25 protein-coding genes are annotated in these 22,131 nt (G+C 70.7%); 10 read left to right on the top strand and 15 right to left on the bottom strand.

Features of this window, described 5'->3' with window-relative positions; translation table 11 throughout:
* Positions 1-38 precede the first annotated feature (38 nt).
* On the bottom strand, positions 39-950 hold the full coding sequence (locus ACZ56E_RS22260; RefSeq protein ID WP_471217194.1) for a GntR family transcriptional regulator: 912 nt from the start codon (positions 948-950) through the stop codon (positions 39-41).
* Positions 951-1,075: 125 nt separating this feature from the next.
* Between ACZ56E_RS22260 and ACZ56E_RS22255 the strand changes: the two genes are divergently transcribed.
* Positions 1,076-1,264 carry a hypothetical protein gene (locus ACZ56E_RS22255; protein ID WP_468612489.1) on the top strand — a complete coding sequence of 63 codons (189 nt, stop codon included), beginning with the start codon at positions 1,076-1,078 and terminating at the stop codon, positions 1,262-1,264.
* Between the two features lie 22 nt (positions 1,265-1,286).
* Here ACZ56E_RS22255 and ACZ56E_RS22250 read toward each other — a convergent pair whose 3' ends face one another.
* Positions 1,287-2,192, bottom strand: coding sequence for a FadR/GntR family transcriptional regulator (locus ACZ56E_RS22250; RefSeq protein WP_468612490.1), 906 nt, complete (start codon positions 2,190-2,192; stop codon positions 1,287-1,289).
* A gap of 183 nt (positions 2,193-2,375) precedes the next feature.
* Between ACZ56E_RS22250 and ACZ56E_RS22245 the strand changes: the two genes are divergently transcribed.
* A complete protein-coding gene (locus ACZ56E_RS22245; RefSeq protein ID WP_468612492.1) occupies positions 2,376-2,561 on the top strand; it encodes a hypothetical protein in 186 nt (61 codons plus the stop codon).
* Positions 2,562-2,714: 153 nt separating this feature from the next.
* Here ACZ56E_RS22245 and ACZ56E_RS22240 read toward each other — a convergent pair whose 3' ends face one another.
* The gene (locus tag ACZ56E_RS22240; protein WP_471216579.1) at positions 2,715-3,323 is read right to left on the bottom strand and encodes an RsiG family protein; all 609 of its coding nucleotides are present in this window, start codon (positions 3,321-3,323) and stop codon (positions 2,715-2,717) included.
* 161 nt (positions 3,324-3,484) lie between these two features.
* Here ACZ56E_RS22240 and dtd point away from each other — a divergent pair, with 161 nt between their 5' ends.
* Positions 3,485-3,922, top strand: coding sequence for a D-aminoacyl-tRNA deacylase (gene dtd, locus ACZ56E_RS22235; RefSeq protein WP_468612494.1), 438 nt, complete (start codon positions 3,485-3,487; stop codon positions 3,920-3,922).
* A 52-nt stretch (positions 3,923-3,974) separates the two neighbouring features.
* On the opposite strand, the gene ygfZ is transcribed toward dtd, so the two are convergent.
* Genes ygfZ through ACZ56E_RS22220 form a run of 3 tightly spaced genes read right to left on the bottom strand, consistent with a single transcriptional unit; the run spans position 3,975 to position 6,006 of the window.
* Positions 3,975-4,940 carry a CAF17-like 4Fe-4S cluster assembly/insertion protein YgfZ gene (ygfZ, locus tag ACZ56E_RS22230; RefSeq protein ID WP_471216576.1) on the bottom strand — a complete coding sequence of 322 codons (966 nt, stop codon included), beginning with the start codon at positions 4,938-4,940 and terminating at the stop codon, positions 3,975-3,977.
* 34 nt (positions 4,941-4,974) lie between these two features.
* Positions 4,975-5,418, bottom strand: coding sequence for a Fur family transcriptional regulator (locus ACZ56E_RS22225; RefSeq protein ID WP_471216573.1), 444 nt, complete (start codon positions 5,416-5,418; stop codon positions 4,975-4,977).
* 15 nt (positions 5,419-5,433) lie between these two features.
* Positions 5,434-6,006, bottom strand: a complete 573-nt coding sequence (locus ACZ56E_RS22220) for a heme-binding beta-barrel domain-containing protein (protein ID WP_468612498.1) — start codon at positions 6,004-6,006, stop codon at positions 5,434-5,436.
* A 255-nt stretch (positions 6,007-6,261) separates the two neighbouring features.
* On the opposite strand from ACZ56E_RS22220, the gene ACZ56E_RS22215 reads away from it, so the two are divergent.
* Positions 6,262-6,525, top strand: a complete 264-nt coding sequence (locus ACZ56E_RS22215) for a DUF3099 domain-containing protein (protein ID WP_471216571.1) — start codon at positions 6,262-6,264, stop codon at positions 6,523-6,525.
* A 104-nt stretch (positions 6,526-6,629) separates the two neighbouring features.
* Here the strand turns inward: ACZ56E_RS22215 and ACZ56E_RS22210 are convergent, their stop codons facing one another.
* From ACZ56E_RS22210 to ACZ56E_RS22180, 7 genes are all read right to left on the bottom strand, one after another.
* Entirely contained in the window at positions 6,630-6,917 is a 288-nt protein-coding gene (locus ACZ56E_RS22210) for a DUF1416 domain-containing protein (RefSeq protein ID WP_030784848.1), read from the bottom strand.
* Between the two features lie 35 nt (positions 6,918-6,952).
* Entirely contained in the window at positions 6,953-7,798 is an 846-nt protein-coding gene (locus ACZ56E_RS22205) for a sulfurtransferase (RefSeq protein ID WP_468612499.1), read from the bottom strand.
* 152 nt (positions 7,799-7,950) lie between these two features.
* Positions 7,951-8,031, bottom strand: a complete 81-nt coding sequence (locus ACZ56E_RS22200; protein WP_351007875.1) for a putative leader peptide — start codon at positions 8,029-8,031, stop codon at positions 7,951-7,953.
* Positions 8,032-8,203: 172 nt separating this feature from the next.
* Positions 8,204-8,956, bottom strand: coding sequence for an LmeA family phospholipid-binding protein (locus tag ACZ56E_RS22195; protein ID WP_468612500.1), 753 nt, complete (start codon positions 8,954-8,956; stop codon positions 8,204-8,206).
* Positions 8,957-9,078: 122 nt separating this feature from the next.
* A complete protein-coding gene (locus ACZ56E_RS22190; protein ID WP_471216567.1) occupies positions 9,079-10,443 on the bottom strand; it encodes a hypothetical protein in 1,365 nt (454 codons plus the stop codon).
* A 5-nt stretch (positions 10,444-10,448) separates the two neighbouring features.
* Positions 10,449-10,703: a MoaD/ThiS family protein gene (locus tag ACZ56E_RS22185; RefSeq protein WP_471216565.1), complete on the bottom strand. Its 255-nt coding sequence runs from the start codon at positions 10,701-10,703 to the stop codon at positions 10,449-10,451.
* A 16-nt stretch (positions 10,704-10,719) separates the two neighbouring features.
* A complete protein-coding gene (locus ACZ56E_RS22180) occupies positions 10,720-11,586 on the bottom strand; it encodes an alpha/beta hydrolase (protein WP_471216562.1) in 867 nt (288 codons plus the stop codon).
* A gap of 238 nt (positions 11,587-11,824) precedes the next feature.
* Here ACZ56E_RS22180 and ACZ56E_RS22175 point away from each other — a divergent pair, with 238 nt between their 5' ends.
* The 6 genes from ACZ56E_RS22175 to abc-f all read left to right on the top strand — a co-directional run bounded on the left by ACZ56E_RS22175 (position 11,825) and on the right by abc-f (position 18,864).
* Entirely contained in the window at positions 11,825-12,628 is an 804-nt protein-coding gene (locus tag ACZ56E_RS22175; RefSeq protein ID WP_471216560.1) for a response regulator transcription factor, read from the top strand.
* A gap of 23 nt (positions 12,629-12,651) precedes the next feature.
* Complete coding sequence (locus ACZ56E_RS22170) at positions 12,652-13,674, top strand: LacI family DNA-binding transcriptional regulator (protein ID WP_362993903.1); 1,023 nt, start codon at positions 12,652-12,654, stop codon at positions 13,672-13,674.
* 111 nt (positions 13,675-13,785) lie between these two features.
* On the top strand, positions 13,786-14,838 hold the full coding sequence (locus ACZ56E_RS22165) for a S1C family serine protease (protein WP_471216557.1): 1,053 nt from the start codon (positions 13,786-13,788) through the stop codon (positions 14,836-14,838).
* Between the two features lie 87 nt (positions 14,839-14,925).
* Positions 14,926-15,663 (top strand): response regulator transcription factor, encoded by a 738-nt coding sequence (locus tag ACZ56E_RS22160; protein WP_398302761.1) that lies wholly within the window; start codon positions 14,926-14,928, stop codon positions 15,661-15,663.
* Positions 15,660-17,102, top strand: a complete 1,443-nt coding sequence (locus ACZ56E_RS22155; protein ID WP_471216554.1) for a sensor histidine kinase — start codon at positions 15,660-15,662, stop codon at positions 17,100-17,102. The genes ACZ56E_RS22160 and ACZ56E_RS22155 overlap by 4 nt, the downstream gene beginning before the upstream one ends.
* 130 nt (positions 17,103-17,232) lie before the next feature.
* Entirely contained in the window at positions 17,233-18,864 is a 1,632-nt protein-coding gene (gene abc-f / locus ACZ56E_RS22150) for a ribosomal protection-like ABC-F family protein (RefSeq protein WP_471216550.1), read from the top strand.
* Positions 18,865-18,885: 21 nt separating this feature from the next.
* Here abc-f and ACZ56E_RS22145 read toward each other — a convergent pair whose 3' ends face one another.
* Together ACZ56E_RS22145 and ACZ56E_RS22140 are read right to left on the bottom strand one after the other, a co-directional pair.
* Positions 18,886-20,130: an LmeA family phospholipid-binding protein gene (locus tag ACZ56E_RS22145; protein ID WP_471216546.1), complete on the bottom strand. Its 1,245-nt coding sequence runs from the start codon at positions 20,128-20,130 to the stop codon at positions 18,886-18,888.
* Between the two features lie 87 nt (positions 20,131-20,217).
* Positions 20,218-22,053: a bifunctional metallophosphatase/5'-nucleotidase gene (locus ACZ56E_RS22140; RefSeq protein WP_471216542.1), complete on the bottom strand. Its 1,836-nt coding sequence runs from the start codon at positions 22,051-22,053 to the stop codon at positions 20,218-20,220.
* Positions 22,054-22,131 lie beyond the last annotated feature (78 nt).

Here is a 22,131-nt window from a genome sequence, read left to right as displayed (position 1 = left end):
GGACAAGGCTGCGTCAGGTTGCGTCGCGTCAGAAGTCACTAAGAGAGTGTCAGGTCAGTCGTGATGGTTGCCCAGAGGGCGTCGAACCACTTCTGCGACTCTTCGACGAACACCGCGTCACGCGAGGCGTCCACGGCCTTTTCGAAAGAGAAGACGGGCGCCTTGACACCCCCCACGTCGTAGAGGTCCACCACCTCGCTCTCGTCACCGTCGACTTCGTCCAGCTCCAGTGACTGCTGGTGGGGCGAGTAGTAGGCGAACAGCGCCTCGGCACCGTTCAGCAGGTAGATCTTGACCGGCGGGGTGAAGGGCAGCGCGCGGAACGTCACATGGACGTCGATGCCGTGCGAGGAGCGCAGGGCGCGGAGGTTGTGCCGCAGCACTTGGCCCTGAGCGTTGCGCTGGGCGAGCCAGCGCCGGTGCAGCCGCTGCCGGTTCTCCGCGTCGGTCTCGATGGGCACCGGGAAGGCCAGCTGGATGCCGCTGCTCGGCAGCAGGATCCGCACGGTGATCGACTCGGGCCTGAGGCGCCCCTCGTGGACGAGCCGCACCGGCTCGCCCAACGCCAGCATCAAGGTCTCCGCGGTGAGGGAGACCGCATCGATGCGCACGTGGGGCTTTGCGAACGCCTCCGCCAATCGCGGTGCCAACGCCACCATCGAAGGCTGGGGGTCCCGGCTCGCGGGGGCGGGCGGGCCCGCGTCCGCGACCCTCGGTGGGCTTCCCTTGCTGACGTTGGACAGGAGGCCCTCGGCCTGGAGCAGCTTCATCGCCTGGCGTACGGTGCCGCGTTCGACGCCGAACTCGGCGGCCAGTTCGGCCTGGGTCGGCAGGCGTGCTCCCGCTTTGAGTGCGCCCGCCCGGATCCGGTCGCGGAGGGTGTCGGCGATGTCCTGGGGTGTGAGTCTTCTGCTGCCGTTCACTGCAACGTTCTCCTGGGTCACAGCCAGACGATACAACTGACCGCCATCTTGGGGGAGTTGCTCGGAAGTTGTTTATGGACTTACGCCAAGTGGGGACAACCTAGGCAGAGTTGGTTGCCAACTCGCCCAAGATGGCAGAAGGAGGAACCACCATGCCCGCCATAGCCCTCCTCGCAGCCGTGGTCGCCGTCACCGTCGAGCAGCTCGTGCAGTGGAAGTACGGTCCGATGGGCATCGTCGGCCTCCTCCTGCTCACCGTCGGCGTCAAGGCGCGGAACCCCACGTGCAGCTCCATCGGCGCCGTCGTCCTCGCCCTGCTGGTGACGGCTCCGGCGAGCTGACCCGACCGATGGGACCGGCCGGCTAGCCCGTCGCCAGGTGCAGGTCCTGGCTGATCGTGTTCCACAGGGCGTTGAACCACAGGTGGGACTGCTCCACGAACGTCGTGTCCCGCAGCCCGTCCCCCTCCTTGAACGGAAAGAGCATCGACTGCGTGCCCTGCGCGTCGTACATCTCCAGGGACTCCTGGCCGATCTCCTCGTCCCGCTTGGCGAGCGTGTAGTAGGCGAAGAGCGCCTCGGAGCCATTGATCAGGTACAGCTTCACCGGCGGTGTGAACGGCAGCGCGCGGAACTGCACCGATACGTCGATACCGTGCGAGGACCGCAGCGCCAGGAGGTTGTGGCGCAGCACCTGCCCCTGCGCGTTGCGCTGCTCGAGCCAGCGCCGGTGGACCTGGTTGCCCTCGTGGTCCCCGCCGTCGACCGGCGCGGGGAAGGCGAGGTCGATGTCGCGGCTCGGCAGCAGCACCCGGACGTCGACCTTGGCCGGTTTCAGCTGCCCCGCGTGGATCTGCCGCAGCGGCTCGCCGATGGCCATGGTGAGCGAGATGGAGGTGAGACAGAGCGCGTCTATCTCCACGTGCGGCACGTCGAAGGCGGCCGCGATGCGCGGGGCCAGGCCGACCATCGTGGGCTGCGGGCGCGTCTCGCCCGGTCCGGCCGGGGCGCGCTCGGAGGCCTCCGCGACCGTGGCCGGGCTCCCCTTGGACACATTGGACAGCAGATGCTCACGGTGCAGGACCCGCAGCGCTTCCCGCACCGCACCGCGCTCCACGCCGAACTCGTCGGCCAGCTCGGCCTGGGTCGGCATGCGCTGTCCCGGCCGCAGCGCCCCGGACCTGATCCGGTCGCGCAGCACGTCGGCGACCTCGCGGTGGGACCGCTGCGATCGCTTGCGCCCGTTGACGGAGGCAGGTTCGGTGCTCACAACCAAACAGTACAACTTCGCGCCATCTTGCGGGAGTTGCAGGAAAGGTGGTTATGAGTCGACTCCCAGCGGAGATAAGTCAGTTGAAGTTGGTAGCCAACTTCGGCGACATGGTCAGACCCTCCCGGGGTTGGCCACCAGCTCAACGGGGTTCGCCGCCCCGATCCCGAAGGAGGGAACGTCATGCCACTCATCGCCATCGTCGTCGCCGCCCTCGCCATCGGTTTCGAGCAGCTCATCCAGTGGAAGTACGGACCGCTCGGCATCGTCGCCTTCGTCCTGCTGACCATTGGCATCAAGGCGAAGAACATGAAGCTCAGCGGTGTCGGGGCCGGACTCCTCGTCCTGCTCCTCGCCCAGTCGGGCTGACCCGGCGGGCGCCGCACAGACCCGGCAGGCCGGGCTCCCATCCGGAGGGGAGCCGGGAGTCCGGTCAGCCGTCAGGGGGCTGAGCCCCGGTCCACCGCTACGGACGGGCCGGGGCTCAGACGCGTCCGGGCCCCGGCAAAACCCTCTCGATCGTCACGACAGCAAGTCGTCGACCTGTGCCTCTCCCACCCGGTACCGCCGCGCGATCTCCGCGCTGCACTCGTCCGTCGTCCGCTGGAGCCGCTGCCGGCGCCGGGAGACCTGCTGTTCGTACCGCACGAGGCGGCCCATGGCCGCGTGCAGTTCGTCGTCCGTGCGCGCCGCCAGATCGGAGAGCTCGACCTCGGCGAGCATCTCCGTGGCCAGGAGGCGGTACTCCTCGCCGTGCGGCGTGCCGAGCGTGACGTGCCGGGCCGACGAGCGGTGGCGGGCCGGGGCGTCCCTGAGGATCTCCGCGAGCCGGTCCATCACCGTCGCCTCCGGCTCGGGCGCCTGCGCCTGTGGCTCCCCGCGGCGCGCGATCTCCGCCCGCAGGATGTCGATACGTCCCTGGAGGAGCCGCCGCACATAGCTGAGGTCGGCCTCGTCCTGCTGTGCCGCCCTGCGCAGTTCGCGGAGCTCCGGCAGGCGCAGCCCGCCCAGGTCGCGTCCGGGTCCGTCCGTCAGCAGCCGGCCGCCGGTGCGCTGCGCGGGTGGCCGCGGAACCTCCGTACGCCGCAGGGAGATGCGGCCGGGCGACTGCCCGGTACTTGGTGTGCTCATCTGCCTCTACCCGTCCCCTCGACCGGTCGACGCGGTGCACCGCGTGTGAGCATCGTGCCACCCCGAGTGGCCGCTATGTGAGCGAGTGCCCGGAATCGGCCCCAGATGGGGGGATCGGGGGCATGTTCCGGGCGCCGCGCCCGGCACGGCATGATGGCCGCATGCGAGCAGTGGTGCAGCGGGTCGACGGCGCGAGCGTCGTCGTGGCGGGCGAGAACGGCCCCGAGACGGTGGGCGAGATCAGCGGCGAGGGCCTCTGCGTCCTGGTGGGCGTCACGCACGACGACACCAAGGAGAAGGCGGACCGGCTCGCCCGCAAGCTCTGGTCGCTGCGCATGCTGTCCGACGAGAGGTCGTGCAGCGACACCGGCGCCCCGCTCCTGGTCATCAGCCAGTTCACGCTCTACGGAGACGCCCGGAAGGGCCGCCGCCCCACGTGGAACGCGGCGGCCCCCGGCGACGTGGCCGAGCCCCTGGTCGACGAGGTGGTGTCGCGGCTCCGCGCCCTGGGGGCGACGGTGGCGACGGGCCGCTTCGGCGCGCAGATGCGGGTCGGCCTGACGAACGACGGCCCCTTCACGGTGCTCCTGGAGATGTGAGCCCGGGGCTCGACCGGAGACGTGAGCCTAGGGCTCGACCAGAAATGTGAGCCTAGGGCTCGACGACCACTTCCTGGGCCGCTGCGGTGTCGCCCGCCACAAGACCCGCGTCCAGCGGCACATTGCGCTTGATGAGGCCGAGCGCGATCGGCCCGAGCTCGTGATGGCGCACGGCCGTCGTGATGAACCCCAGCTTGCGTCCCTCCACGCCCTCGCTCGCGAGGTGCAGCGGCGTCCCCGCCACCGGCAGGTGCACCTCGCTGCCGTCCAGGTGCAGGAAGACGAGGCGGCGCGGCGGCTTGCCCAGGTTCTGGACGCGGGCGACCGTCTCCTGGCCGCGGTAGCAGCCCTTCTCCAGGTGCACCGCGGAGCCGATCCAGCCCAGCTCGTGCGGGATGGTGCGGTGGTCCGTCTCGAAGCCGAGGCGCGGCCGGTGGGTCTCCACCCGCAGCGCCTCGTACGCGAGGAGGCCGGCCGCGGGGCCGTGCGAGGCGGCGAAGGCCTCCAGGTCCGCGCGCGGCAGGAACAGGTCGCGCCCGTACGCGGTCTCGCGTGCGACGGCGCCCGCCGGGACCGGGGCGATGGAGCCGGCGGGCAGGTGGACGACGGCGAAGTCGTCCGTCCGGTCGGCGACTTCGACGCGGTAGAAGAACTTCATGCTCTCCAGGTACGCGATGAGCGCGTCCTGCGTGCCCGGTTCGACGTGCGCCCAGACGGTCTCGCCGTCGTCGACGAGGGAGAGGTGGTGCTCGATGTGGCCGTTGGCGGAGAGGATCAGCGCTTCGGTGGCCTGGCCCGCGGGCAGCTCGCTGACGTGCTGGGTGATCAGCAGGTGCAGCCAGCTCAGCCGGTCGGAGCCGGTCACGGAGACCACCCCGCGGTGCGAGAGGTCGACGAAACCGGTGCCGTCGGCGAGGGCGCGCTGCTCACGGAACAGTTCGCCGTAGTGGGCGGCGACGCCTTCGTCCACGCCCTCGGCGGGGACGGCGCCGGGCAGGGACAACAGGGGGCTCTTCATGTTCACAAAGAGTACGACCTGCTGGTGACGGATTTTATTTCTGGGCGTCCCTGTGCCGCGCCGCGCACTTCTCGCACTGGCCGAAGATCGCGAAGTGCTTCAGGTCGGTGTCGAAGCCGAAGGTGTCCCGGAGCTTGGCGGTGAACTCCGCCGCGATCTCGGTGTCGGCCTCGATGACGTCCGTGCAGTCCCGGCAGACGAGGTGGATGTGGTGGTGCCGGTCCGCCAGGTGGTACGTCGGCGCGCCGTGCCCGAGGTGGGCGTGGCTGACCAGGCCCAGCTCCTCCAGGAGCTCCAGGGTGCGGTAGACCGTGGAAATGTTGACCCCCGACGCCGTCTTCCGCACTTCGCAGAGGATGTCGTCGGGGGTCGCGTGCTCAAGGGTGTCGACGGCTTCGAGGACAAGCTGACGCTGCGGCGTCAGCCGGTAGCCGCGCTGACGCAGGTCGCTCTTCCAGTCGGAGTCGGTACTCGTCACACCAGAAGTCTAGGTCTACTTGAAGAAAGCGATGCCGTCGTCCGGCAGATCCCCGAGGTTGCGGGCCATGTCGGCGACCTCTTCGGGGGTGACGACCTTCTTCAGCTGGGCCGACATGTAGGGGCGCAGCGGCACCTCGGGGGTCTGCTTCTCGCCGACCCACATCAGGTCGCCCTTCACATAGCCGTAGAGACGCTTGCCACCGGTGTACGGACCCGAGGCGGCGGTGCGCGCGACGGCGTCGGTGGCCAGGTCGATCTGCGGCTTCTTGTCGGCCAGCTCGCCGTACCAGACCTCGACGACGCCGTCGTCGCGGACCATGACGACCTCGACCTTGCGGTCCTTGTCGATGCGCCAGAACCCGGACTCGGTCTCCAGGGGCTTGACCTTGTTGCCCTCGGAGTCGAGCACCCAGGTGTACGAGCGGTACTCGATGAAGTCCCGGCCGTCGTGCGTGAAGGAGACTTCCTGGCCGAAATTCGCCTTCTCGGCGCCGGGGAAGTCGGTGACGCCCGCGCCGGCCCAGTTGCCGAGGAGGAAGGCGAGGGGGACGAGGTCGGGGTTCAGGTCGGACGGAATCTCGATCATGGGAAGCTCAGGCGATCTGTGGAGGTGGGGGTGAGGGGCGGGGAGGTCAGCGCTGGCCCTGGTACAGCTTCTTCACGGTCAGGCCCATGAAGGCGAGAACGCCGACGCAGACGAGAACCAGCAGGGCGGAGAAGAAGGCCTCAAGCACGGGGTGCTCCTCGGTGAGCGGTTGGGGCAGGTATCAGAGCCGGTCCCACTCTAGTCGGGCGGCGCCCGTCCCTCTCTTTGAGGGGGCGCGGGACGTACGCTGGGTGTATGTACGCGCGTAGGCGTCATGTGTACTTCGCCATGATGGGGACCTGCGTCGGGCTCTTCGTCCTGGCATGGGGCGTGGTGCGGCTGTGGTCGGTGCCCGTCGCCGTCGGAATGTGCGTCGTGGCGATGGTGATCCCGCCGCTGGCCGCGATCACGGCGAACCGCAGAGGGCCGGACGACCGATGGTGGGACGACCCCAGCGGGGACCGCATGTCGGACGAGTGGTGGGACGAGCTGGACGGGAAACGCAGGCACCAGCCGTAGCCGCGCAGCCCCGTAGCCCTGACGTAGCCGAAGGGCCGCACCCCGTTCCAGTGGCGTCCAACCCCCTGGGGTGCGGCCCTTCAGCCGTCTGCGGTGCGGTGCGCTCAGACCGCGATCGCGACCTCCGCGAGACCGCCCGTCTGGGCGACGACCGTACGGTCCGCCGTCCCGCCGGGGATCAGCGCGCGCACGGTCCACGTGCCCTCGGCCGCGTAGAAGCGGAACTGTCCGGTCGCCGAGGTGGGGACCTCGGCGGTGAACTCGCCGGTCGAGTCGAGCAGGCGCACGTAACCGGTGACGGGCTCGCCGTCGCGGGTCACCTGGCCCTGGATCGTCGTCTCACCGGGCTTGATCGTCGAAGCGTCGGGGCCGCCGGCCTTTGCTCCACACATGGGTACTCCTGAGGGGGAAGAGAGGTCGGGGGGTCTTACTTGTTGGCGCCGAGCTCGATCGGCACGCCGACGAGCGAGCCGTACTCGGTCCAGGAGCCGTCGTAGTTCTTGACGTTGGTCTGGCCGAGCAGCTCGTGCAGGACGAACCAGGTCAGGGCCGAGCGCTCACCGATGCGGCAGTAGGCGATCGTGTCCTTGGAGAGGTCGACCTGCTCGTCCTCGTAGAGGGCCTTGAGCTCGTCGTCGGACTTGAAGGTGCCGTCGTCGTTGGCGTTCTTCGACCAGGGGATGTTGCGGGCGCTCGGCACGTGGCCGGGGCGCTGCGACTGCTCCTGCGGGAGGTGGGCCGGGGCGAGCAGCTTGCCGCTGAACTCGTCGGGCGAGCGCACGTCGACGAGGTTCTGCGAGCCGATGGCCGCCACGACGTCGTCGCGGAAGGCGCGGATCGAGGTGTCCTGGGCCTTGGCCTTGTACTCGGTGGCGGGCCGCTGCGGCACCTCGGCGCCGTCGACCAGGTCGCGGGAGTCGAGCTCCCACTTCTTGCGGCCGCCGTCGAGGAGCTTCACGTCCTGGTGGCCGTAGAGCTTGAAGTACCAGAAGGCGTACGACGCGAACCAGTTGTTGTTGCCGCCGTAGAGGACGACGGTGGAGTCGTTCGCGATGCCCTTCGCCGACAGGAGCTTCTCGAAGCCCTCCTGGTCGATGAAGTCACGGCGGACCGGGTCCTGGAGGTCCTTGGTCCAGTCGATGCGGATCGCGTTCTTGATGTGGTTCTTGTCGTACGCGGAGGTGTCCTCGTCGACCTCGACGATGACGACCTTCGGGTCGTCGATGTGGGCCTCGACCCAGTCGGCGTCTACCAGGACGTCGCTGCGGCTCATGCTTTTCTCCTCCGGGGCAGTTACGGCGGTGCGGCGGTGCTGCGAGGGGTGTGCGCGTACGACGACGGGCGCGCGGGGAGGCGCGGTGTACGGCACGGGGGCCCTGACGGAAAACGTCGACGGGCCGGGGGAAACGGGAGTACGGAGTCCCGCTAGAAGGTGCGACAGAGCATGGCGGCGACGCGGCACAGGTCCACTGCCCGCCGCTTCGTGAGGTCCGCCTGTCGTTGCATGGGTCCGATCGTAGGGACGGAGGGGCGGCCGTGTCACCGGCGCTCCGCATAGTGAGACACGATCGTCCACCATGTGGGAATGGTTGAAGCCCGCGGCCGCCCCGATGGGGCCGCGGGCTCCGTGTCGTCCCTCTCACATCCGCCGGGCGGACGCCTCCGTCTCGGACTGTGGTCAGCCCGCCAGCCGCACCTGGGAGCCGGTCACGGACATGTCCACGCCGTCCGGTGCCGCCTCGACCTTCTGCAGCTGGATGCCGGCCGGCAGGTCGTCGATCTTCTGCTCGAAGTCGGTGACGTCGCGCACCATGCCCTCGGGGAGCGGGATGGAGACGCCGAGGACGTCGAGGTTCTTCGGGATCTCGTCGGCCTTCACCTTGATCGTGTCGCCCTCGACGCGGACCGAGCTGAGCACGTGGACGGGCTTCGGCAGCTTCGCGCCGCCCTTGCTGACCTCGACCTCGACCTTGATCTTGCCGTTGCCGCCGTCGGAGAGGCCGATCACCTTGCCGGTGGCGCCGAGCGGCAGCTCGACGGGCTCGGACCTGCTGGCCTTCAGGAGCTCGTCGTACGAGACGTGGGCGGTGCCCGTGGCGGTCGCGGCGGTCGCCGAGCTGTAGTCGCCGGAGAACTTCACGCCCTTCATGTGGGCGGTGAGGTCGGCGATCCGGATGGCGTCGGAGCCGGACCTGGCGTCGTAGTTCTTGATGCCGACCTCGACGTCGTCGAGCTCGCCGCCCGCGACCTGGGTCAGGAAGGGGAAGCCCTTGATGGAGACGTCGGGCGTCTCGCTCAGGCCCTCGCTGGTGCGCATCTTCTCCGCCGCCTCGTTCTCGGCGAAGTTCACGGCGAGCCGGTCCGCGGCCACGAAGAGACCCCCGAGGACCACGACGACTATCAGAAGTATGCGTACGGCTCGCTTGCTCATGTCCGGTGTTCCCCCACTTGTCCCCCGCCGTGACTGTCGTTGCGGCGAGCCTAAAGGACAGGTCCCCGGCGGCGGAGCGCGGCCGGGGACCTGTCGAACAGCTGTGACGATCGGTGTGCCGGTCAGCCGATGGCACGGCCGAGGACGTAGACGGCCGGGGCGGCGGCCGCGAGCGGCAGCGCGACACCCGCCGTCATGTGCACGAAGCGGGACGGGTAGTCGTAGCTCGCGACCCGGTGCCCGATCAGCGCGCACACCGCGGCGCCGACGGCGAGCAGCGCGCCCTTGCTGCCGTAGTCGGTGGTCCCGCCGACGGCGATCCCGGCGCCTGCGGCCGCGAGCAGGGCGACGACCACGGAGGCGGGGGTGGGCAGCGGCAGCGCGCGGGCGAGGACCGCCGCGGCGACGGCGATGCAGCCCACGGTCACCGCGTCGGAGGCGGCCGCGAGGTGCCCGGCCGCGACGATCGCGAGCGCGGCGGAGACGACGGTGGCCATCAGGCCGTACATCCGCTCGTCGGCACCGGCGTGGCTGCGCAGCTGGAGCACCAGCACGAGCAGCACCCATACGCCGAGGGTGCCGAGGATGGCGGCGGGTCCGTGCTCCTTGCCGACGCCGAGCAGCACGGCGTCCGCGACGACGCCGCCGAGGAAGGCGAGCGCGATGCCCTGCCGCGCGGGCCACATGCCGTTGAGCCGGAACCACCCGGCGGCGGTCACGGCCTGCAGCAGGACCAGCGGCACGAGCAGCGCGTACTGCCCGACGGCGGCGCCCGCGGCGAGCAGCAGCCCGAGCACGGCGGTCAGCGCGGCGGGCTGCATCCCCGGCTCGATGATCGGCGAGCGGCCCTCGGCCCTGGCGCGCTGGGCGTCGGTGACGCGGGGGTTGCCCGTGGTGGTGGCGGGGCCGTAGGAGGGGTCGTCGCCGGGGGCCGCGGCGGGCTCCTCGGCACGTGCCGCGGCCGGGGCCGGGACCGGGGCCGGAGAGGGGGCCGGGGACGGGGACGACGGGGGCAGCGGCTGCCCGTACGCGGCGTTCGCGCCCTGCGCGGGCAGGTACGCCGTCTCCGTCACGTCCACGGCGGCCACGGGCGGCTGCACCTGGGTCTCCCAGGTCTGACCCTCCCACTGCTGGGTGTGCTGCTCGTGGCCGTACTGCTGCTGCGGCTCGGCGTAGTACTGCTGGGGCTGCTGAGGCTGCTGCCCGTACTGCTGCTGGGGGTCCGGGTAGTACTGCTGCTGCTGCTGAGGGTCGGCGTAGTACTGCTGGGGCTGCTGAGGCTGCCCGTACTGCTGCTGGTGCTGCGGCTCCGCGTAGTACTGCTGCTCCGGATACGGCTGGTGCTGCTGCTGTTCCGGATACGGCTGCTGCGGGTGCTGCTGCTGCGGGTGCTGCTGCCCGGGGTACTGCTGCGGATACGGCTCGTATCCCTCGTACCCCTCGTAACCCTGCTGCCCCGTGTACCTCTCGTCGGGCTGATCGGACATGGCGCTCATCCTCCTGCGAACGGCGGGAGCACCTCGACCGTGCCGCCCTCGGCCAGCCGTACGGTCTCATGCCCGCGGGTCCCGACGGGGTCGCCGTCGACGAGGAAGGAGCAGCGCTGCAGGACCCGGACGAGTTCGCCGGGATGCCGCTCGCGTGCCGCGTCCAGCGCGTCGGCGAGCGTCACCGCCGTGTACGGCTCCTCGGCGACGCCCGCGGCCGCCTTGGCAGCGGCCCAGTAACGAATGGTGCCGTTCACCATGCGACTCCCCTTCCTTTCAGTCGGCGGTCGCCGATGTCTCCTCGGCGGTTGCCGACGTCCATGATGCCGTGGCCCAGGAGGCGATCCGTGCGACGAGCCCGTCCGTCGCCGCGTGCTCGGCGTGCCCCATGCCCTCTTCCAGCCACAGCTCCGCCCCGCCGGCGGCGGCCGCGGCGAGCATCCGCGGGTGGTCGAGCGGGAAGTACGGGTCCCGGTCGCCGTGGACGACGAGAAGGGGTGTCGGGGCGATGAGGGGGACGGACTCGACCGGCGAAAGGGGGACGGGGTCCCACTCGTGCGGGTGGATTCGGGTCCGCAGTCCGAAGCGGCCGACCGCCCGGCCGGCGGGCCGGGTGACGACCCAGTGCAGCCGCCGCATCGGCGCCGTACCCCGGTAGAACCAACGTGCCGGTGCGCTCACGGCGACCACCGCGTCGGTCCGCGCTTCCGTGCGCCCCTTGTGCGACGCGGCGTGCCGCAGCACGACCGAGCCGCCCATCGAGAAGCCGACGGTCACCACGTGCGCGTAGCCGAGGGACCGCGCCCACTCGACCGCGGCCGCCAGGTCGAGCACCTCGCGGTCGCCCACCGTGGAGTGCCCTCCGGAGCGGCCGTGCCCCCGGAAGGAGAAGGTGACGACGCCCGCGCTCCGGGCCAGGACGCCCGCGATGCGGCGCACGTGCGGCCGCGAGAGGTCGCCCGTGAAGCCGTGTGCGACGACGATCGCGAGCTCTCCCGCGGGGTCGGGCCCGGGGTCGTGGGCGGCCTCGACGGCCACTCCGTCCTGTGTACGCAGCGTGGCGTACCGCTGAACGCGACGCTGATCGCGCGTGACCGGTGGCACAGAAGATCGCGCAGTTTGACCTGCCGGACCGGAACTCATGTGAGCTATTCTGCTGGGCAGAGGATCCGGGCAACGCAGCCCCCGGGTCCTTTTGTGCTTTCGGAGCCCCGGGCGCGGCCCCTTGAGCGCACGTAACAACGAAGTACGAAGCAGTGCCGTAAACGCCCCCAAGCTCAAAGGAGCAGGGGGACCCCCTCCGCAGGGACCGAGGAGGAACCGACGTTATGGGCGAGCGAAACGTGCAGGACAGTCAGACGACCCGGGCAGGTGGTCGGCGATGAGTTCTCTGCTGCTCCTGACCAATGCCCTCCAGCCGTCGACGGAGGTGCTCCCCGCTCTCGGCCTGCTCCTTCACAACGTGCGCGTCGCCCCGGCGGAGGGGCCCGCTCTCGTCGACACCCCCGGCGCCGACGTCATCCTCGTCGACGGGCGCCGCGACCTTCCGCAGGTGCGCAGCCTCTGCCAGCTCCTGCGCTCCACGGGGCCCGGCTGTCCGCTGGTCCTCGTCGTGACCGAGGGCGGCCTCGCGGCCGTCACCGCGGACTGGGGCATCGACGACGTGCTCCTCGACACGGCGGGCCCCGCCGAGGTCGAGGCGCGGCTGCGGCTCGCGATGGGCCGCCAGCAGATCACCTCCGACGACTCCCCCATGGAGATCCGCAACGGCGATCTCTCCGTGGACGAGGCGACGTACAGCGCGAAGCTGAAGGGCCGGGTCCTCGACCTGACCTTCAAGGAGTTCGAGCTGCTCAAGTATCTGGCGCAGCACCCGGGGCGGGTCTTCACGCGCGCCCAGCTGCTCCAGGAGGTGTGGGGCTACGACTACTTCGGCGGCACGCGGACGGTCGACGTGCACGTGCGGCGCCTGCGGGCGAAGCTCGGCGTCGAGCACGAGTCGCTGATCGGCACGGTCCGCAACGTCGGCTACCGCTTCGTCACCCCGGAGAAGGTCGAGCGCGCGGCCGACAGCGAGAAGACGAAGGCCGCCGCACCCCGGGCCGGGGAGGACGGCGGGGGGACGGGCCGGGCCGCCGCGGCGCCCGCTGCGAAGGAAGCTGCCGTACGCCCTGCCCAGCGGTAGTTCCATCCGCGTAGACTCCGCGCGTGGCCAAGGTGACTCGGGATGACGTGGCAAGACTTGCGGGTACTTCGACCGCGGTCGTCAGTTACGTCATCAACAACGGACCCCGGCCGGTCGCCCCGGCCACGCGCGAGCGGGTACTCGCCGCGATCAAGGAGCTGGGGTACCGGCCCGACAGGGTCGCCCAGGCCATGGCCTCGCGGCGCACCGACCTCATAGGCATGATCGTGCCGGACGCGCGGCAGCCCTTCTTCGCGGAGATGACGCACGCCGTCGAACAGGCCGCGTCCGAGCGCGGAAAGATGGTCCTCGTCGGCAACTCCGACTATGTCGAGGAGCGCGAGACCCACTATCTCCGCGCCTTCCTCGGCATGCGGGTCTCCGGCCTCATCCTCGTCAGCCACGGCCTGACCGACCAGGCCGCCGCCGAGATAGACGCGTGGGACGCCCGCGTGGTGCTCCTGCACGAGCGCCCCGAGGCCATCGACGACGTCGCGGTCGTCACGGACGACGTCGGCGGCGCGCAGCTCGCCACCCGGCACCTGCTCGAACACGGCCACGAGTTCGTCGCCTGCCTCGGCGGCATGGCCGAGACCCCGACCGTCGGCGACCCCGTCTCCGACCACGTCGAGGGGTGGCGGCGCGCGATGCGGGAGGCCGGGCGCTCGGTGGAGGGCCGGCTCTTCGAAGCGCCGTACAACCGCTACGACGCCTATCAGGTCGGCCTGCGGCTGCTCGCCGGGCCCGACAGGCCCACCGCGATCTTCTGCTCCACGGACGACCAGGCCATCGGCATCCTGCGGGCGGCGCGGGAGCTGCGCATCGACGTGCCGGGCGAGCTGGCCGTCGCCGGCTTCGACGACGTCAAGGAGGCGGGCCTCACGGATCCGCCGCTGACGACGGTGGCGTCGGACCGGCCCGCGATGGCGCGCGCGGCGGTGGATCTCGTCCTGGACGACGGTCTGCGGGTCGCGGGGTCGCGGCGGGAGCGGCTGAAGCTGTTCCCGTCCCGGCTGGTCGTGCGGCAGTCCTGCGGCTGCAAGTAGCGCCTCGCCGGCCGTACCCGTGCTCGCCCTTATATCGGGCATACGCACTTCTGCCGGGCTTCTCAGGACGTACTCAGGCAGCTCTCATTTACGGCCGCCAGTCTCAGTGTCATGACCGAGACCTTCCGCCACAGCGGCGAGTACCCCCAGCAGCAGTCGTCAGCGCCTGTGCACCACGGCGGTACGCAGGGAGCGTACGCGCACGGTGCGTATCCGCCCCCGCCCGCTCACGCGCCGGAGGCACCTCAGGCATCAGACCCCCTGCACGCCCCCGCCCCCGCCCGGCGCCGTCGCGCCAAGGGCCCCGCGGCCCTGCTCGCGGCCGTCGCGATCGCGGCGGCGGTGGTGGGCGGCGGCACCGCGTACGGCGTGCAGACGCTCACCGACAGGGACGGCGGCTCCACCGCCACCAGCACGGACGTCGTGCCGACGAGCAAGAAGGGCACCGTCTCCGGAGTCGCCGAGGCGGTCAGCCCCAGCATCGTCGAGATCAGCGCCACGACCGGGCAGGGCAAGTCGACGGGCTCCGGTGTGATCACCACGAGCGACGGCGAGATCATCACCAACAACCACGTCATCGCGGGCGCCTCGTCGATCAAGGTGCGGACGAACGACGGCAAGACGTACGACGCCGAGGTCGTCGGCACCGACAGCAAGAAGGACCTGGCGCTCATCCAGCTGAAGGGCGCCTCCGGGCTCAAGCCCGCGACCCTCGGCAACTCCGAGAACGTCAAGGTCGGCGACGAGGTCGTCGCCATCGGTTCCCCCGAGGGCCTGACCGGCACCGTCACCAGCGGCATCATCTCCGCGCTCGACCGCGACGTCACCGTCTCCACGGGCGACGGGCAGGAGCAGCCGCAGGACCCGCAGGGCGGCTGGCCGTTCGAGTTCGACGGCCGGGAGTTCAACGGCGACACCGGGTCGTCGAAGACCACGTACAAGGCGCTCCAGACCGACGCCTCGCTCAACCCCGGCAACTCCGGCGGCGCCCTCATCGACATGAACGGCAACATCATCGGCATCAACTCGGCGATGTACTCGCCCAGTTCGTCCGGTCAGGGCACGGGCGAGTCCGCGTCCGGCAGTGTCGGCCTCGGCTTCGCCATCCCGATCGACACGGTCAAGGACGACCTCGGCAAGCTGCGGTCCGGCTCGAAGACGTGACGGCAGCCGGACCCCGCGCCCGCGTGCGAGGCTGATACCGGCAGTACCGGCCCCGTCCCGCTCCTGACCCGAGGAAGTCCGAAGCCCATGAGCCCCGCCGAAGGCGACCGCACCGGTGACCGCGAGCAGCTGCGCATCCTGATCGTGGACGACGAACCCGCCGTGCGGGAGGCGCTGCGGCGCAGCCTCGCCTTCGAGGGGTACGGCACGGAGGTCGCCGTCGACGGTGCAGACGCGCTGGAGAAGGCCGCGGCGTACCGCCCCGACCTCGTCGTGCTCGACATCCAGATGCCCCGCATGGACGGCCTCACCGCGGCGCGCAGGCTCCGCGCCACCGGCTCGACCACGCCGATCCTGATGCTGACCGCGCGCGACACCGTCGGCGACCGCGTCACGGGACTCGACGCGGGCGCCGACGACTACCTGGTCAAGCCGTTCGAGCTGGACGAGCTCTTCGCCCGCATCCGCGCGCTGCTGCGCCGCAGTTCGTACGCGGCGGGGGCCGGGCAGGCCGCCGAGGGCGACACGCTCGCCTTCGCCGACCTGCGGATGGACCTCGCGACGCGCGAGGTCACACGGGGCGGGCGGACGGTCGAGCTGACCCGCACGGAGTTCACCCTCCTGGAGATGTTCCTCGCGCACCCGCGCCAGGTCCTCACCCGTGAGCAGATCCTCAAGGCGGTCTGGGGCTTCGACTTCGAGCCGACGTCCAACTCCCTCGACGTGTACGTCATGTACTTGCGCCGCAAGACGGAGGCGGCCGGCGAGCCGCGCCTCGTGCACACGGTGCGGGGTGTCGGGTACGTGCTGCGGGGCGGCGAGTGAACAGGGTGCAGCAGCGCTTTCGTGGTCTGCCTTTGCGGTCGCGCTTGGCGTTGCTGGTGACGGTGGCGGTGGCCCTCGCGGTCGCGGCGGCTGCCGTCACGTGCTGGTTCGTGGTGCGCAACGCCCTCATGGACTCGCTGGACGACGCGCTGAGCAGCAATCGCCCCAAGCCGGGTGACGTGGTCCAGCGGATCGACATCGACCCGGTGGCCGGCGGGGCGCGCTGCCTGCGGGAGATTCCCGGCCGCGACAACCCGGACCTGTACAAACAGACGATCCAGGTCGTGGCCGAGAACGGCACGAACTGCATCATCCTCGGCCGCCAGTCGATCAAGGTCAGCGACGCGGACACCGCGGTCGCCGCCCGCGAGAGGTCGGCGACGTACCACAACACCACCGCGGCGAACGGCGAGAAGTACCGCGTCTACACCTACCCGCTGGACGACTACCCGCAGCTCTCGCTCGCCGTCTCCGTGGCCCGCCCGCTCAGCGAGATGGACGACACCCTCGACAACCTCGCCCTGATCCTGCTCGTCGTCGCCGGCGTCGGCGTACTCGGCGCCGGAGCCGCCGGGCTCTGGGTCGCCCGCACCGGACTGCGCCCCGTCGACCGGCTCACCGAGGCCGTCGAGCACGTCGCCCGCACCGAGGACCTGAACCTCCGCATCCCGGTCGGCGGCGACGACGAGATCGCCCGCCTCTCCGAGTCCTTCAACTCCATGACCGCCTCACTGGCGTCCTCCCGCGACCTCCAGCAGCAGCTGATCGCCGACGCCGGCCACGAGCTGCGCACGCCGCTGACCTCCCTGCGGACCAACATCGAGCTGCTCGCCCGCAGCGAGGAGACGGGCCGGGCCATCCCGCCCGACGACCGCAAGGCGCTCCTCGCCTCGGTCACCGCGCAGATGACCGAGCTCGCCGTCCTCATCGGCGACCTCCAGGAGCTGTCCCGCCCCGACACCGGGGCCGGCGGCGCCAAGGTCCAGGTCGTCGCCCTGCACGACGTCACCAGGACCGCCATCGAACGGGCCCGGCTGCGCGGCCCCGAGCTGACGATCACCGCGGAGCTCGCGCCCTGGTACGTGCGCGTGGAGCCGCCCGCCCTGGAGCGGGCCATCGTCAACATCCTGGACAACGCGGTGAAGTTCAGCCCGCGGGGCGGCACGGTGGAGGTCACCCTCGACCGCGGCCGGCTGACGGTGCGCGACCACGGCCCCGGCATCCCCGCGGACGAACTCCCGCACGTCTTCGACCGGTTCTGGCGCTCACCGTCCGCACGCTCCCTGCCGGGATCGGGCCTCGGCCTGTCCATCGTGGCCCGTACGGTGCGGCAGTCGGGCGGCGAGGTGACGCTGACGGCGGCCGAGGGGGGCGGCACGGTGGCGACGATGCAGCTGCCGGGGGCGGCGACTCCGCCGCCGGAGACTCCCTCCACCTGAACGAGACGGAACGTCTTGCGGGACGGTCCGAAGTGCGCTACCTTTCCGTAAACATGGATGCGAGACGAGACGTCTCGTGCCAGTGTGGCCCAAGCGTCACCGCCCCTGCCCCCGAGCAAAGAGGACCCACTTGTTCCCAGTCACCGCTCCCGCCGTCTCCCAGCTCACCCTCACCGACCTCACCAAGCGCTACGACGACCGCCTGGTCCTCGACCGGGTCTCCCTCACCGTCCGGCCCGGCGAGAAGGCGGGCGTCATCGGGGACAACGGAGCCGGCAAGTCCACGCTGCTGCGGCTCATCGCGGGGCAGGAGGAGCCCGACAACGGCAGCCTCACCGTCGTCGCCCCCGGCGGCATCGGGCACCTCGCGCAGACCCTCGACCTGCCGGACACCGCGACGGTCGGCGACGCGATCGACCACGCCCTGGCCGAACTGCGGTCCCTGGAGCGGCGGATCAGGATCGCCGAGTCCTCCCTGGAGGGCGCGGACCCGGCCGCGTACGACCGTTATGCCGCCCTGGTCGCCGAGTTCGAGGCGCGCGGCGGGCACGACGCGGACCGGCGGGTCGAGGTCGGCCTGCGCCGCCTCGGCGAACGCGGCCCGCTGGACCGCGCCCGCCCGCTCGGCACGCTCTCCGGCGGCCGGCGCGCCCGCCTCGCCCTCGCCGGGACCCTCGCGGCCGCCCCGGAGCTGCTGCTCCTGGACGAGCCGACGAACGACCTCGACGACGAGGCCGTGCGCTGGCTGGAGGACCGGCTGCGCGCCCACCGCGGCACGCTGGTCGCCGTCACGCACGACAGGGCGTTCCTCGACCGCGTCATGACGACGGTCCTGGAGGTCGACGGCGACACCCGGACCGTGCGCCGCTACGGCAACGGATACGCCGGGTACCTGACCGCCAAGGCCGCCGAACGCGCCCGCCACGAGCGCGAGTACGAGGAGTGGCGCGCCGAGGTGGCCCGGCAGTCCGCGCTCGCCGAGTCCAACATCGGGCTGCTCTCCGCGATCCCCCGCAAGGCACCCGCCGCGTTCAGCGGCGCCGGTGCCTTCCGTGCCAGGTCGCGGGCGCACGGCGCGATGAGCCGCATCCGCAGCGCGCGGGAGCGGCTGCAGCGCCTCACCGAGCAGCCGGTGCCGCCGCCCCCGCGGCCCCTGCGCTTCACCGCGCGGGTCCGGGGCGAGGCCTCCGGGGCGGTGGAACTGACCGACGTACGGGTGCCGGGGCGCCTCACCGTGGACGGCACGCTGCGGATCGGCGCGGGCGAGCGGCTGCTCGTCACCGGGCCGAACGGCGCGGGCAAGTCGACGCTGCTGCGGCTGCTCGCCGGGGAGCTGACACCCGCGAGCGGGGAGGTCCGCCGGCCCGCGCAAGTCGGCCTGCTCCGGCAGGACAACTCCCTGTGGCAGGAGAGCCGTACGGTGATGTCAGTCTTCGGCGACGAACACGGACACCGCGAGGAGTGCCGCGACGAGCTGCTCTCCCTCGGGCTCTTCCGCGAGGCGGACCTCGACCGACCGGTGCGCACCCTCTCGGTGGGCCTGCGCCGCCGCCTGGAACTCGCCCGACTCGTGTCCCGCCCGCTGGACCTGCTGCTCCTGGACGAGCCGACGAACCACCTCTCCCCCGCCCTGGTGGAGGACCTGGAGGCGGCGCTCGCCCAGTACCGGGGCACGCTGGTGATCGTCAGCCACGACCGGCGGCTGCGGGAACGGTTCGAGGGCAGTGAACTGGCCCTGCGGGACGGCCGATTCGTGTCCTGAAGCCCCTGACGTGTTCGTGCCCTAACGCCCGATGCCGATCCCGGCCCCCGCGATCCGCACCCGGATGCCCTCCTTCTCCACCGTCACGTCGCGCAGCGCCATCGACCCGGTCCCCGGCAGCTTCGGCAGCTGGAAGGCGAGGGTGAGGCGGTCGGCGAGGACGGGGCGGGTGAGCTGGGAGAGCCCGTTCAGGAGGGCGGGGTCGAGGCCCAGCTTCTTGAGGAGCTCGGGGTGGCCCATCGCCACGTCGATGAGGTTGAGGCCCATCACGTCGTCCACGAACCGCGGTGAGCCGGTGAGGTCGTTGAGCTTCTCATCGCTCTTCAGGGCGCCGCGCACCACGTCCTTCGGGACGCCGAGCCGCTCGACGATCGCCGGGACGGAGAGCAGCGCCTTCGCCTTCGCCGTCTCCTCGGCGACGCGGTCGGCGGAGCTCTTCGACAGGTGCAGGCCCTCCTTCTCGCGCGTACCCGGGCGGTAGGTCGCCAGGTCGCCGAGTTGCAGGCTCATGCCGTCGATGTCGGTGGAGATGCCGCGGTCGCCGTTGCGCTGGATGCGGGCGTCGGCGCGCACCTTCAGGTCGTGGCCCGCGACGGGCAGCGTGCCGCGCGCGAGGACCTGGTCGGTGCCCCGCCCTGTGAACGTGACCTGGGAGGCCCCGAGTTCGCGGTTGAGGTCCTCGAAGGAGAGCAGGACCTCGCCGTCCATCTGCCCGATGGTGGCGCCGGTGATCGAGGTGGGTCCGTCGCCGTCGATGGTCACGTCCGACGCGGTCGCGGAGACCTTGGCGAGCGAGACCCGGTCGGCCGCGACGTCGGGGACGGTCACCTTCACCTTGTCCACGCGCTTGTCGAAGACCTGCGTGAGGAAGGGGAACCCTTCGATCTCGACCTCGGGCGCCGCGCTCAGGTTCAGCTGGTCCTTGAGCTTGTCCGCGGCCTCGTGCTCGGCGTAGAGCAGGGCCCAGCGGTCACCGAGTGCGAGGAACGCGGTGGCGACGAGGACGGCGACCACGGCCTTCGCGGCGAGCGGCAGACCGGCGAAGCGGTTGCGACGGCGACGGCTGCGGTTACGGCTGCCGCGGCGGTGGTTGGGCGGAGTCCAGGGAACGTCCGCGTCAAGCCCGGCCTTGTCTCTGTCCTCCTGGAGGAACTCCTCCAGCGGGTTGGGCGCGAGGGCGCCCAGTTCGTCGTACGGGTTGGTGTACGAGGTGACCGGTGGTTGTGGTTCCGAAGGCGGCGTGGCTATGCGGTGGGGGGAACGCATCGAGTGATCTCACCATACGTTCACACCCCACCCCAAGCCTTACACCCGGTAAGAACCGATATCGGCGAGTTCTTTAACGCGCTGTTTTCACTTCACTACGGTAATGCGGTCGGCCTTCGGCGGCGCGATCGGCCTGTCCGCCGAGGAGTTGGCGGCCAGATAGTCGTTGAACGCCTTCAGATCATCCGCGCCGACCAACGGCTTCGTGCCCTTGCCCAGCTCGGGGAGGCCGTCGCCGCCGCCCGCGAGGAAGGAGTTCAGGGCGACGCGGTAGGTGGCCGCCGGGTCGAGCGGCTTGCCGTTCAGCTTGATGGAGTCGGTGACGACACGGTCGGCGCCGGCCTTCGTCATGTCGAGGGTGTATGTCAGCCCTGCGGACACCTGAAGGATCTTCGGCGAGGCCTGGTTGGCCCCGCTGACCTGCTGCTTCAGGGCGGTGACGAGCTGCGCGCCGGTCAGGTCGACCAGGTTGACGGTGTTGCTGAAGGGTTGCACGGTGAACGCCTCGCCGTACGTGACGACCCCGTCCCCCTCGCTGCCGCTCGCCTTGTGGACGAGGTCGGAGCGGATGCCGCCGGGGTTTATCAGTGCCAGGTCGGCCTCGGGGTCGAGCGACTTGGCGTGCGCGAGCTGCGCGTCGGCGATCAGGTCGCCGAGCGGGGACTCGGGGGTGGTGGCGCCGCGGCCCGGGATGTCGGCGGAGATGTACCCGACCGCCTTGTTGGCGACGGGCGCGGCGAGCTTGTCCCAGCGCGAGATGAGCGACGTCATGTCGGGCGCCTTGGCCTGCTCACGGCTGACGACGTGGTTCGCCGACTTCACGCTGGTCCGCACGATGTCCTTGGTCCTGCGGTCGTACGTCAGCGTGGTGTCGGTGTAGAGCTTCCCGAAGGACGACGCCGAGGTCACCATGCGGGGCTTGCCCGACGGGTCGGGGATCGTGCAGACGTACGCGGCGTGCGTGTGCCCGGTGACGAGCGCGTCGACCTTGGGCGTGATGCCCTTGGCGATGGTGGTGATCGGCCCGGAGATCCCGTCGCCGGCGCCCGGAGAATCGCAGTCGTAGTTGTACGCCTGGCCGGCCGGGGCGCCGCCCTCGTGGATGAGGGTGACGATGGACTTCACGCCCTGCTTGTCGAGGATCTTCGCGTACTTGTTGACGGTCTCGATCTCGTCGTGGAACTTCAGCCCCTTGACGCCCTCGGCGGAGACGATGTCCGGAGTGCCTTCCAGGGTCACTCCGATGAATCCCACCTTGACGCCCTTTTCCTTCCACACCCAGTAGGGCTTCAGGATGGGCTTGCCGGACTTCTCGTTCGTGACGTTGGCGGCGAGATAGGGATAATCCGCGCCCTCGAACTCCTTCGGCTCCCCCTCCCGGTCCTTCTCGAAGCACCCGTCCTTGGGGTGACAGCCACCGTTCTGCATACGGGCCAGCTCGGCGGCCCCCTCGTCGAACTCATGATTACCGACGCTGCTGACGTCCAGGCCGAGCTTGTTCATCGCCTCGACGGTGGGCTCGTCGTGGAAGAGCCCGGAGAGCAGCGGGCTGCCGCCGATGAGGTCGCCGGCGGCGGCGGTGACGCTGTAGGGGTGGCCCTTGCGGGCGGTACGCAACGACGTCGCGAGGTACTCGGCCCCGCCCGCGTCGATCTTCTTCTCGCTCCCGTCGGCCTGCTTCTCCGTGACCTGCCCCGAAGATCCCGCCGGGGGCTGGAGATTCCCGTGGAAGTCATTGAACGACAACAACTGCACGTCCACGGTCCGCTTCTTGCCACCGTCCTTCCCGCCGTCCACCCCGTCCTGCCCCGCACTGGCGGGCAGCGAAGCGACAAGCGCCCCCACGGTGGCGAGCCCCGCCGCCACGGCGAGAACGCGAGTGGTACGGCGTCTGGGCCTTCGGTGCTTAGCTATGGCGGGCACGCGCTCCCCCGGGGAAGGTCTAAGAAAACGGGACGGCCCGAAGCCTAGAGTCAACGCGCGTAGCGCAACAGAGGTTCG

The sequence above is a fragment of the Streptomyces sp. NPDC039480 genome, from assembly GCF_055597165.1.
Note: the sequence above shows the minus strand (reverse complement) of the source record. Positions and strands in the feature narration are given on the sequence as shown.